General features: G+C 63.3%; 7 protein-coding genes. 4 read left to right on the top strand and 3 right to left on the bottom strand.

Going from position 1 to position 12,367, the window contains the following annotated elements:
- Positions 1-42 precede the first annotated feature (42 nt).
- Positions 43-1,068 (top strand): quinone-dependent dihydroorotate dehydrogenase, encoded by a 1,026-nt coding sequence (locus KU43P_RS19000; RefSeq protein ID WP_317659006.1) that lies wholly within the window; start codon positions 43-45, stop codon positions 1,066-1,068.
- 97 nt (positions 1,069-1,165) lie between these two features.
- On the opposite strand, the gene rmf is transcribed toward KU43P_RS19000, so the two are convergent.
- Positions 1,166-1,381 (bottom strand): ribosome modulation factor, encoded by a 216-nt coding sequence (rmf, locus tag KU43P_RS18995; RefSeq protein ID WP_003248687.1) that lies wholly within the window; start codon positions 1,379-1,381, stop codon positions 1,166-1,168.
- A 562-nt stretch (positions 1,382-1,943) separates the two neighbouring features.
- Here rmf and rlmKL point away from each other — a divergent pair.
- Entirely contained in the window at positions 1,944-4,136 is a 2,193-nt protein-coding gene (gene rlmKL, locus KU43P_RS18990) for a bifunctional 23S rRNA (guanine(2069)-N(7))-methyltransferase RlmK/23S rRNA (guanine(2445)-N(2))-methyltransferase RlmL (protein ID WP_317659005.1), read from the top strand.
- A gap of 93 nt (positions 4,137-4,229) precedes the next feature.
- Positions 4,230-6,623, top strand: a complete 2,394-nt coding sequence (locus KU43P_RS18985; protein WP_317659004.1) for a diguanylate cyclase — start codon at positions 4,230-4,232, stop codon at positions 6,621-6,623.
- A gap of 114 nt (positions 6,624-6,737) precedes the next feature.
- Here the strand turns inward: KU43P_RS18985 and dacB are convergent, their stop codons facing one another.
- Positions 6,738-8,201: a D-alanyl-D-alanine carboxypeptidase/D-alanyl-D-alanine-endopeptidase gene (gene dacB, locus KU43P_RS18980; RefSeq protein ID WP_317659003.1), complete on the bottom strand. Its 1,464-nt coding sequence runs from the start codon at positions 8,199-8,201 to the stop codon at positions 6,738-6,740.
- Positions 8,202-8,388: 187 nt separating this feature from the next.
- On the opposite strand from dacB, the gene KU43P_RS18975 reads away from it, so the two are divergent.
- Positions 8,389-8,733 carry a YggL family protein gene (locus KU43P_RS18975; protein ID WP_317659002.1) on the top strand — a complete coding sequence of 115 codons (345 nt, stop codon included), beginning with the start codon at positions 8,389-8,391 and terminating at the stop codon, positions 8,731-8,733.
- A 38-nt stretch (positions 8,734-8,771) separates the two neighbouring features.
- Here the strand turns inward: KU43P_RS18975 and KU43P_RS18970 are convergent, their stop codons facing one another.
- Positions 8,772-12,362, bottom strand: coding sequence for a transporter substrate-binding domain-containing protein (locus KU43P_RS18970; RefSeq protein WP_317659000.1), 3,591 nt, complete (start codon positions 12,360-12,362; stop codon positions 8,772-8,774).
- Between the last annotated feature and the right edge of the window lie 5 nt (positions 12,363-12,367).

Below are 12,367 nucleotides of genomic sequence, written 5' to 3'. Positions count from 1 at the left end.
GGCTATAATCGCACCCTCACTCACCCCGAGCCTTGCCCGCCCATGTATACCCTGGCCCGCCAGCTGCTGTTCAAGCTTTCTCCGGAAACTTCCCATGACCTGTCCCTGGACCTGATCGGTGCCGGTGGCCGCCTCGGGCTCAACGGTATGTTCTGCAAGCAGCCAGCGGCGTTGCCGGTGACGGTGATGGGGTTGAACTTTGCCAATCCGGTAGGCTTGGCCGCAGGCCTGGACAAGAACGGCGCGGCCATCGATGGCTTTGCCCAGCTGGGCTTCGGTTTCGTCGAGATCGGCACGGTGACCCCACGCCCGCAGCCCGGCAACCCCAAGCCGCGTCTGTTCCGCCTGCCGGAGGCGACGGCGATCATCAACCGCATGGGCTTCAACAACCTGGGCGTCGACCATCTGCTGCAGCGTGTGCGTGCCGCGCGTTACGACGGTGTGCTGGGCATCAACATCGGCAAGAATTTCGATACCCCGGTGGAGCGAGCGGTCGACGACTACCTGATCTGCCTGGACAAGGTCTACACCGAGGCCAGCTACATCACCGTCAACGTCAGTTCGCCGAACACCCCGGGCCTGCGCAGCCTGCAGTTCGGTGATTCGCTCAAGCAACTGCTCGATGCGTTGGCCGAGCGCCGTGAGCAGTTGGCCTCCACCCACGGCAAGCGTGTGCCGCTGGCGATCAAGATCGCCCCGGACATGAGCGACGAAGAAACCGCGCTGGTCGCGGCGGCGCTGATGGAATCGGGTATGGATGCAGTGATCGCCACCAACACCACCCTCGGCCGCGAAGGTGTCGAAGGCCTGGCCCATGGGGGTGAGGCGGGTGGCCTCTCGGGCGCACCGGTGCTGGAAAAGAGCACCCACATCGTCAAGGTGCTGGCTGGTGAGTTGGCGGGCAAGTTGCCGATCATTGCAGCGGGGGGGATCACCGAAGGGCGTCACGCCGCAGAGAAGATCGCTGCCGGTGCGAGCCTGGTACAGATCTACTCAGGCTTTATCTATAAAGGGCCTGCGTTGATTCGCGAGGCGGTGGATGCCATCGCTGCCATGCCGCGGGCATAAGAGGCAGGCATAAAAAAGGGCCCCATCTAGGGGCCCCTGGGCCTTAGCCCGCCGCCCGGATGGGGCGTGCATGGTAACTCGAATTCAGTGTCCTCGATCAGCCAACGGCGTGATTTTCGTTGAGTCTATGGATGCCAGCGGTGCCAGTCATTCCGTCCCAGTTATCACCGCGACCTTCGCGCCAGCCGTTAATCCAGGCTTGGCGAACAGAAGGAAGATTGAAGGGGCAAAGTTCGCGGGATTTGCCGGTGACCCCGTATTGGTAGCCACGTGAATATGCTCTTTCCAACGGATCACGCTTAAGTCTTCTCATAGGGTGTTGCCCTCACTTGTTGACTGTAATGTCCCGTCGGCCTCTCCGAGGCCGGGCAGAGTCTTTCTGCCGGTGTGCGCCCGCTGCCGGCGTGGCGGGCTGAAGGTGCCGCCTCGTTGCGAAGCGGCCTGAGACCAGTTCTAACGAATGCGAGTCACCGTGGGAATGATCGATTTGTCATAAGGACGTAACGTTTCCAAGGGTGAGGGGATAAGTAAATAAATGCGACTCAACCTTGTTTGCCGTTGGGCCCGCTATGATCGGGGTTTGCTGAAGCTTGACGTCATTTCGCCAGCGCGGCGCAGCGATGACAGAAATATCTGGTAATGCGACGAAGGGTCACATCGGCTCACAGTTCGCTGGAAATTATTCGTACTGCCTGATGATCTAAGCTGTTTCTGCCACCCGGCGAACGGCAGATCGATCAGGCGGCCCGGCCGGTCCGCTGCCACGAGGCACGGGCAAAGGCCACTCGGACGCTTGCTGGAAGGGCGTTCGGGCAAACATCGGCGGGGCGATGCGTCGCTTCGTCACTCAAACAGCCCAAGGCTCTGGAATACACATGTCGGACCGTTTCGAACTCTATCTCACCTGCCCCAAAGGCCTTGAAGGCCTGCTCGCCGAAGAGGCCAGGGGCCTCGGCCTGGACGAAGTGCGCGAGCACACCTCGGCCATCCGCGGCACCGCCGACATGGAAACCGCCTACCGTCTGTGCCTCTGGTCGCGCCTGGCCAACCGTGTGTTGCTGGTGCTCAAGCGCTTTGCCATGAAAAATGCCGACGACCTGTACGACGGCGTGCACGCGCTTGACTGGGCCGATCACCTGGCAGCCGACGGCACCCTGGCGGTGGAGTTCAGTGGCCATGGTTCGGGTATCGACAACACCCACTTCGGCGCACTCAAGGTCAAGGATGCGATCGTCGACAAACTGCGCAACCGTGAAGGCCTGCGCCCCTCGGTGGAGAAAGTCGACCCGGACGTACGGGTGCACCTGCGCCTGGACCGTGGCGAGGCGATCCTGTCTCTCGACCTGTCCGGCCACAGCCTGCACCAGCGTGGCTACCGCCTTCAGCAAGGCGCCGCGCCACTGAAGGAAAACCTTGCGGCGGCGGTGCTGATCCGCGCCGGTTGGCCGCGGATCGCCGCCGAGGGCGGCGCGTTGGCCGACCCGATGTGCGGTGTGGGCACCTTCCTGGTCGAAGCGGCGATGATCGCCGCCGATATCGCCCCCAACCTCAAGCGCGAACGCTGGGGTTTCAGCGCCTGGCTCGGCCATGTGCCGGCCACCTGGCGCAAGGTGCATGAAGAGGCGCAGGCCCGTGCCCAGGCCGGCCTGGCCAAACCTGCGCTGTGGATCCGAGGCTACGAGGCCGACCCACGGCTGATCCAGCCGGGGCGCAACAACGTCGAGCGCGCAGGCCTTGGTGACTGGATCAAGATCTACCAGGGCGAAGTCGCCAGCTTCGAACCCCGTCCGGACCAGAACCAGAAAGGCCTGGTCATCAGCAACCCTCCCTACGGCGAGCGACTGGGTGACGAGGCCAGCCTGCTGTACCTCTACCAGAACCTCGGCGAGCGCCTGCGCCAGGCCTGCATGGGCTGGGAAGCGGCGGTATTCACCGGTGCCCCCGAACTGGGCAAGCGCATGGGCATCCGCAGCCACAAGCAATACGCCTTCTGGAACGGCGCGCTGCCGTGCAAATTGCTGCTGTTCAAGGTGCAACCTGACCAGTTCGTCACCGGTGAGCGCCGCGAAGCCCAGGACGACAATGGCGAGGTTCGTCGCCCAGTGGCGGTTGCCAGCGAGCCGGCGCGGTTGTCGGAGGGTGCGCAGATGTTCGCCAACCGACTGCAGAAGAACCTCAAGCAACTGGGCAAGTGGGCCCGCCGCGAGCAGGTCGACTGCTACCGCCTGTACGATGCCGACATGCCCGAATACGCCCTGGCGGTCGACCTTTACCAGGATTGGGTGCACGTGCAGGAATACGCAGCGCCGCGCTCGATCGACCCGGAAAAGGCTCAGTCGCGTCTGCTCGATGCCTTGGCGGCAATCCCCCAGGCACTGGGTATCGACCCGCAGCGTGTGGTGCTCAAGCGCCGCGAGCGGCAGACCGGCACCCGTCAGTATGAGCGTCAGGCCACCGAAGGGCGCTTCCACGAGGTCAAGGAAGGCGGCGTGAAGTTGCTGGTCAACCTCACCGACTACCTCGACACCGGATTGTTCCTCGACCACCGCCCGATGCGCATGCGCATTCAGCGCGAGGCCGAGGGCAAGCGTTTCCTCAACCTGTTCTGCTACACCGCCACGGCCACCGTGCATGCTGCCAAAGGTGGCGCGCGCAGCACCACCAGCGTCGACCTGTCGAAAACCTACCTGGACTGGGCGCGCCGCAACCTGGCGCTGAACGGCTTCTCCGAGCGCAACCGCCTGGAGCAGAGCGACGTCATGGCCTGGCTGGAAGGCAACCGCGACAGCTATGACCTGATCTTCATCGACCCCCCGACCTTCTCCAACTCCAAGCGCATGGAAGGGGTGTTCGACGTGCAGCGCGACCATGTGCAGTTGCTCGACCTGGCCATGGCGCGCCTGGCACCGGGCGGTGTGCTGTATTTCTCCAACAACTTCCGCAAATTCCAGCTCGATGAGCACCTGGCTGCGCGGTATGAGGTGGAAGAAATCACCGCGCAGACCCTGGACCCGGACTTCGCCCGCAACAGCCGCATTCACCGGGCCTGGCGCCTGCAATTGCGCTGAGGCGACCAGCGATATTGCATAGCTGATGGCCAATAGCTATAACCTAGCACAGGGCCAGACAATCGCAGGACGCTGACGTGACGAGATCGATCTATGTCGAAGTATGGCGTGCGTGCGAAGGTGCTGGGCCTGTGCAGCGATGCGATGGCTGCCTGGGCGGTGGCGCTGGTGGCGTTGGTGGCCGGCGGCTTGCTGTCGCTCGGCCTGGCGCTGGCCACGCAGGCGTTCTACAAGCAGCAGCTGCGCCAGCGCTTCGAACTGCTGGCCAGGGAGCGTTATAGCCGCATTGCCGAGCGCTTCGACGACCAGGAGCAGCGCCTGGACAGCCTGCGGCGCTTCTTCAGTTTCTCCAACGAGATCACCCCCAGCGAATTCGACGGTTTCGCTCGACCGCTGCTGCGCCGCACCCAGGCCTACTCCTGGGCGCCGCGGGTAGAGCATGGGCAACGGCGCGACTTCGAACGCCAGGCCAGCGCCAAGCTGGGGCAGGCCTATGAAATACGCGATCTGGATAGCCAGGGCATCTGGCATGCGGCGCCGGCTCGCGATCATTACTTTCCGGTGCTCTACACCCAGGCCACCCAACAGCACGGGCAACCCTACGGGCTGGACCTGCGCAGCCAGCCGGCACGAGAGCAGGCCCTGGCGCGTGCTGTGCTACCTGGCAGCATGGCGGTGTCCGAACCGCTGGATATGATCAATGTCGCCGCAGGCTACAGCCGCGGGCTCTTGATGGTTGCGCCGGTGTTCTCCGACAGCTTGCCCGAGGGTGGCCCCGCCGGCTATGTCATGGCCCTGCTGAACCTGCGTCAGCTGATCAGCGATGGCCTGCCCACGACCGGCGAGGACAACCTGGTGGTGCGCATCATCGACCCTAGCGGGCGCGATGGCCATGAGGTGCTGTTCGACTCGCAGAGCCAAGCGGCCCCCCTGGCGCTGGTCAGTAGCCAGTTGTTGCACCTGGCCGATCACCACTACCAGCTCGATATCCGTCCCAGCCAGGTATTCATGCAGGGCAACCGCTCCTCGGCGGCACTGGCGGTGGGGTCACTCGGTGGCTTGCTGAGCCTTCTGCTCAGCACCTTGCTCTACAACCTGTTCAGCCAGCGGCAGCGCGCCTTGACCCTGGTCGAGCAGCGCACCGCAGAACTGCGCATCAGCGAGCAGTCACTGCGCGAAACCCACAATCAACTGCGCAGCGTGCTTGACGCCGCCACGCAGGTGGCAATCATCGCGACCAGTCTCAAGGGCGTGGTCAGTACCTTCAACGCAGGGGCCGAGCGCATGCTTGGCTATCAGGCCGTCGAAGCGGTAGGGCAGATGCGCCTGGAATACCTGGTACTGCCCGAAGAGCTCAACCAGCGCGCCCATGCGCTGAGCCTGCGCTACGGCCGGCACATTGCCGGTGGCCAGGCCTTGTTCGCCGATACCCTGCAGGAGGGTGGCGCCGAGCCCAGCGAATGGACCCTGGTGCGCAAGGACGGCAGCCATTTACTGGCCAACATGCTGGTGACCGCGGTGCTGGACGAACAAGGGCTGTGGGTTGGCTACCTGGCGATCTGCATCGACGTCACCGAACGGCGCCGGGTGCACGAGGCGCTGGCACTGCGTGACAGGTTGTTGGAAAAACTTAGCGCGGAAGTGCCGGGGGGCATTTATCAATATCGGTTGGATAGCGATGGTCATTCCTCTTTCCCCTATGCCAGCCAGGGCTTGTTCGACATCTACGAAGTCGACCTTCAGCTGCTGCGCGAAGATGCCACGGGGGTATTTGAGCGGATCCATCCCGACGACCTCGAGCGCGTGCGTCGCTCGGTCCGCTACTCCGCCGAGCACCTGACGCCCTGGCGCGAAGAGTACCGCGTGTGCTTGCCGCGCGCGGGGTTGCGCTGGGTACGCGGCGAGGCGACGCCTGAAGTGGGGGAAGAAGGCTGCACCCTCTGGCATGGGTACCTCACCGATATTTCCGACCTTAAGGGGGTGGAGGAAGACCTGCGTACGCTGTCGGTGACCGATGCACTCACCGGCATTCACAACCGTCGCTACTTTCAGGAGCGGCTGAAGGCTGAACTGGAGCGTGCCCAGCGCGATGATCAGAACCTGGCGGTGATCATGCTCGACATCGACCACTTCAAACGCATCAACGACCAATACGGCCATGCAGTGGGCGACCATGTGCTGCGCAGCCTGTGCCAGCGTATTGGCCAGCGTTTGCGGCGCTCCGATGTGTTCTGTCGGCTAGGAGGCGAAGAGTTCATGGTGCTGTGCCCGGGCAGCAACGCCGAACAGGCGCGGATGTTGGCCATGGAGTTGTGGCAGGGGGTGCGCAGTGTACCGGTCGAAGGCGTGGGCAAGGTGACGGCGAGTTTTGGTGTGGCGGGGTGGCGGCCAGGGGAGGGCGCCGATGCCTTGCTGCTGCGGGCGGATGCGGGGGTGTACGCGGCGAAGCAGGCGGGTAGGGATCGGGTTGAAGGTGAGTTGAGTTGAGTGTCGGTCGTGGCATCATCGCCAGCAAGCCGGCTCGCACAGGTGCGCCGCTGTTGTTGAATTCAGCGGGGTACCTGTGGGCGCTGGCTTGCCGGCAATGGTGTTACCCGAAACTCAGGGCGCAGTAGCCGCCGTACTGTCGCCCGCCTTCGGCTGGCGATAAAGGTCAAGCAGCACCTGGTCCAGCACCTGCGAGGCACCCCACGGCTTAGGATCGTTGAGGATCGCCGCTACGGCCCAGGTGTTGCCGTTGCTGTCGCGGCTGAAGCCGGCAATGGCGCGCACGGTGTTCAGGGTGCCGGTCTTGATGTGGCCTTCGCCGGTCATGGCGGTACGCTTGAGGCGCTTGCGCATGGTGCCGTCCATGCCTACCAGCGGCATCGAGCTGATGAACTCGGCCGAATACGGGCTCTTCCACGCGGCCTGAAGCAATGCCGCCATCTCACGGGTGCTGACCCGTTCGGCACGTGACAGGCCCGAGCCGTTTTCCATCACCAGGTGCGGCGCAGTAATGCCCTTCTTCGCCAGCCACTGGCGCACCACCCGTTGCGCGGCGCGGGCATCGTCGCCGTCGGCATCGGTACGGAACTGCGCGCCAAGGCTCAGGAACAGCTGCTGCGCCATGGTGTTGTTGCTGTACTTGTTGATGTCGCGGATGACTTCCACCAGGTCTGGCGAGAAGGCGCGGGCCAGCAGGCGGGCGCTCTTGGGCACGTTCTCGATGCGGTCGCGGCCCTGGATGCTGCCACCGAGCTCGTTCCAGATCGCCCGCACGGCACCGGCGGCGTAGGTCGGGTGATCGAGCAGCGACAGGTAGGTCTGCGAATTGCAGCCGTCACCTAGCTGGCCGCTGACCACCACACTGATACCGTCGGGCTGGGGCACCGGGTTGTAGCGCACGTCGCCGGTACATTGCTTGGACGCCACGGCCTTGACCTGATTGTCGATGCGGATGCTGGCGATCGGCGGCTCGACCGCGACCGTCACCTTGCCACCGTCGTTGCGGGCGACGAAGCGCAGGGCCTTGAGGTTGACCAGCAAGGAATCGGGCTTGACCAGGAACGGCTTATTCACGTCGCCGCCATCGTCGTTGAACTGCGGCAGGTTGGGCTGCACGAAGTGGCTGCGGTCGAGCACCAGGTCGCCGGTGACGGTGCGCACGCCATTGGCGCGCAGATCCCGCATCAGCAGCCACAGCTTTTCCATGTTCAGCTTCGGGTCGCCGCCACCTTTGAGGTACAGGTTGCCGTTGAGCACACCGTTGCTCAGGGTACCGTCAGTATAGAATTCGGTCTTCCACTGGAAAGTCGGGCCGAGCAGTTCGAGGGCGGCGTAGGTGGTGACCAGTTTCATGGTCGAAGCCGGGTTGACCGACACATCGGCGTTGAACACGGTAGCGGTGCCCGGGCCATTGAGCGGTAGCATCACCAGGGACAGTGCGGTGTCCTGCAGTTTATTGGCCTTGAGCGCCTGCTGCACTTTAGGTGGCAGGGTGGTATTCACGGCTGCCGCCTGGCTGGTCAATGCGAACGGCAACAGCAGGCCGGCGAGTACGAGGGGACGAAGCGTTTTGATCATATGAAATTAATACCCTGCGGACGAGGGAAAATGACATTGGGGCTGTAAGAAGTGGTAACCCCAGGACGAAATATAGTGCGCATTATGCCCCAAGCGCAGCGTTGATGTGCCACGTTCGACGGAAAAGCGCCGTTGCACTGTGGAAACTGTTAAAGTGCCGCGCGTAATTACTCAAGAGGATTGTTTCATGGCTACCAACCGTTCCCGTCGTCTGCGCAAGAAGCTGTGCGTGGATGAATTCCAGGAGCTGGGTTTCGAACTGAACCTGGGTTTCAAGGAAGACCTGTCTGACGAAGCCATCGACGCCTTCCTCGACGCCTTCCTCGCAGAAGCCATGGATGCCAATGGCCTGGATTACGTCGGCGGCGACGATTTCGGCCTGGTGTGCTCGGCCAAGCGTGGTTCGGTCAGCGAAGAGCAACGCGCTGCCGTCGAAGCCTGGCTGAAGGACCGTAGCGAACTGACCACTATCGAAGTCAGCCCGCTGCTGGATGCCTGGTATCCGGAAAAGCCGATCAACTCGGCTTCCTGATGCACGCTTGAGCGCCTGCCCGCTTGGGCGGCGCTCGGTCAAGCCCTGGCCAGCTCCCTGGCCAGGGCTTTCTCCACGCGGCGCATGTGCCGCGCCAACGCTTGCCGACGCAGCTTGAGCTGATCCACTGGCAAGGCGTCCTCGTTCAAGGCCTCACAGGCCATCATCATTTCCCGTGCTTCCAGCATCCGCGCCGCGCTGAGGATCTTGTGTGCCTGCTCGCGCAGTGCATTGGCCTGGTTTTCGGGGTTCAGGCCCATCAGTTCGGCGAGATCCTGTTGCAGGCTCTGGTGCAGGGCGCTGAGCAGTCGATCACGCTCGCCACGATTGTCCCCTACGATGCTGCGCAGACCTTGCAGGCCGAATGGCGCCTGTTGCTTGCGCCGCGGTATGGCGGCCAGGCGCTGGCTGAGGGTGCGCAGGCTGATCGGTTTGAGCAGGCAGTCGTCCATGCCGACGCTCAGGCATTTCTGCCTGACTTCTGGCTGGGCATTGGCGGTGTAGCCGAGAATGACACAGGGTGGGCGTTTGCTCCGGCGCTCTTCGGCGCGCACGGCGGCGGCAAGCTGATAGCCGTTCATGTGCGGCATGTTGCAATCGAGGACCAGCACGTCGAACTGCCCTTCACGCCATGTCTGAAGGCCTTCTCGTCCGCCACCCGCGCTGGTCTGGCTCAGGCCCAGATAGCCCAATTGTTGTGCCATCAGCAGCCGGTTTGCGGGATGGTCATCGATCACCAGCACGTTCAACTGCGGGTCAGGTGCTTCGACATCCTCGTCCACTGGCCCGGCCTGTGGCGGCGGACCGATTCTCTGGATCGGCAGGGTAAGGCGCACCTGGGTACCAAAATCCGGCAGGCTCTTGATGCTCAGCCGTCCGCCCATCATTTCGCACAGGCTGCGGCAAATGGCCAAGCCCAATCCCGTACCTGCGCGGGCACCCTGGCTGTGCGGGTTGGCCTGCACGAAGGGGTTGAACAGGCGCTGCAAGTCATCGTCATGAATGCCGATGCCGCTGTCGCGTACTTCAAGGGCCAGGCTCGAGGCGGCCATCGTGCCTGCATCGTTCAGGCTCAGGCAGATGCGGATATGGCCATGTTCGGTGAACTTGATGGCATTACTCACCAGATTGGAGAGGATCTGCTTGAAACGCAGTGGGTCGAGCAAGGCGTGGCAGCGAGCGCCAGGGCTGATGATGACCTCCAGGGCCAGCCCCTTGAGCCGCGCCTGGCCCTCGAAGATGCGGCCTACCGATTCGACCAGGGCCGCTACCTCGACCGGTTCGGGGGCCAGGCTCAAGTGGCCGGATTCGATGCGCACGATATCCAGGATGTCGCCGATCAGCCCAAGCAGGTCCTGCGCCGAATGATGGGCGACCTCCAGCGAAGTAAGGTCGACCTGGCCCTGGTTGGCACGTTTGACGGCCAATTCGAGCATGCCGATCACGGCATTCATCGGTGTACGGATCTCATGGCTGATGGTGGCCAGGAAGGTGCTCTTGGCCCGGTTGGCATCTTCGGCCTGCTGCTTGGCCTCACGCAGCTCCTGCACCAGCTGGCGGCGCTCGCTGATATCGATCCAGCCGCCGATGATGCCCTGCACTTCACCCAGCGAGTCGCGGTAGGGCAAGATCCAGTGGTAGATGGTGATCTCCTGTTCCTTGAGCCGCAACGGGCGGTCGACCACCAGCGGTACACCGGCAGCCATGACCTGCAGGTAGTCGGCGTGGATCTGCCGGGTGTGTTCCGTGGCAGCGAACAGGCTGTCTTCCAGGCGCTTGCCAAGGACTTGGTCAAGGCTTGCCTCAACCGCTTCCAGGTAGCTGGCATTGCAGCTTTGCAAACAACCGTCACGGTCGCGTACGTACATGGGATGGGGCGTGCCGTTGAGCAGTGCGCCCATGAATTCAAGCTGATCGCCGAGCGCACGTTCTGCGTGCTGGCGTTGCTTGATCTGGCGTCGCAAGCGAGCGTTCCAGATCAATGCCAGCAGCAGCAGCAGGCCCGTGCCTAGCAGTACCTGCAATGCCAGGCGTCGAAACGCTTCCCAACTGCTGTCGTCATGCAGGCTGAAATCACGCCAGCGGTTGTTGATACCCCCCAGTTCTTCCGGCGAGATGCTCAGCAGGGCCTTGTCCAGAATCGAGGCGAGGGCCGTGGCCTGGGCGGCCGTGGCCATGGCGAAATTCGCCGGCTCACTGCCAACCGTGCGGCGAATGACCAGGTCGGCCTTGCCTGCCAAGGCGTGGTTGGCATCGATCAGGGTGGTGATGACGGCATCCACGGCGCCACTGCTCAACAACGCCATGGAATAGAAGGGGCTTTCAGTCTCTATCCAACCGGTTTGCGGGTAGTGGCTTGCCAGCAATTGCGCCATGGCGCTGTAGCGGGTAATCGCGATGCGGCGCCCGTGCAACTGCTCAAGCGATGCGTACTCGCTGTTCTCGGCGCGGGTCACCAGTACGTAGGGGCTTTCGAGGTACGGGCGGCTCATGTACAGGCGCTGATTGCGCAGGCCATCGACTGCCAGCGCGGCAATCATGTTCACGCGCCCGTCCTCAAGCCGGGCGACCATATCGGCTATGCCGTTGGCTCGCTGCACTTCGAATCGCAGGCCTGTGCGCAGACGAATCAGCTCCAGCACATCGGCGGTTATGCCGCGGAAATGGCCCGTGGCGTCGAAATAGGACAGCGGTGCGGCGGTCTCATCGATGGCCACCTGCACGATCGGGTGCTCTTGCAGCCATTGCGCTTCGGCCTCCGTGAGTTGCAATTTGCGACTGTTCAAGAGCTGCTCGCCGCCAGCCACCCAACGCTTGAACAAGCTGGCGCGCACGGCGCTGGGCTGGTGATCGAGGGCGGCATTCACCAGTTCGATCAGCAAGGTGTCCTGGGCGCGCATGGCAAAGCCGAAACCGACATTCTCGTGGGCGCCGAAACTGGCCATGCGCAAGCGCGGCAGGTGGCCGCGGTTGAGCTGGTAGTGGGTCGAGAGGGTGTCGCCGATGAACACGTCGGCTTGCCCGAAGGCCACAGCATTCAAGGCCTGGGACGAAGAGCCAAAAGCCAGCAGCTCGGCCTTCGGATAGGCCGCGATGACCTCCTGGGTGGGCAGGTAATGGTACAGCATGCCCAGGCGCATGCCGTCCATGCCGGGGGCGACCGTGCGCTGCTCATCCTCCCGGGTGACGAGGACGGGTTGGTCGATCGCATAGGGGTGCGAAAGGGCCAGGCCGTCGGTCGAAGCTTCATAGCCATTGGCGCTGCCAAGCAGATCGATTTCACCGCGTTTCAGCGCAGCCACTGCCGCCTGGCGGCTGGGGTAGCGCTTTACCTGTATTGGCAGTTGCAAGGCCTTGCCGATCAGGCTCGCGTATTCGGCCGTCAGGCCCTGGTAGTCGCGCCCGCCACTGGTGATGTCGAACGGTGGGTAATCAGGCGCCGAGGTACCCAGCGTGAGTTGCAGGCGGCCCTGCAGCCATTGCTGCTGTGGCGGGGTGAGCTGCAGCCGTACCGCTGCAGCCGGTGAGCGGGCCAGCAATGAGTAGGGCCTGACCTCTTGTTCCGAGGCTTGGGCCCAGCCGGTGGCCGATGCCAGGCAAACGAGCAGCAGGCCAATGAGTCGCAGCATCTACT

Source organism: Pseudomonas sp. KU43P (genome assembly GCF_033095865.1).
Lineage (GTDB): Bacteria > Pseudomonadota > Gammaproteobacteria > Pseudomonadales > Pseudomonadaceae > Aquipseudomonas.
The sequence above is the reverse complement of the archived record's forward strand: the minus strand, read 5'-3'. Positions and strand labels throughout refer to the sequence as shown.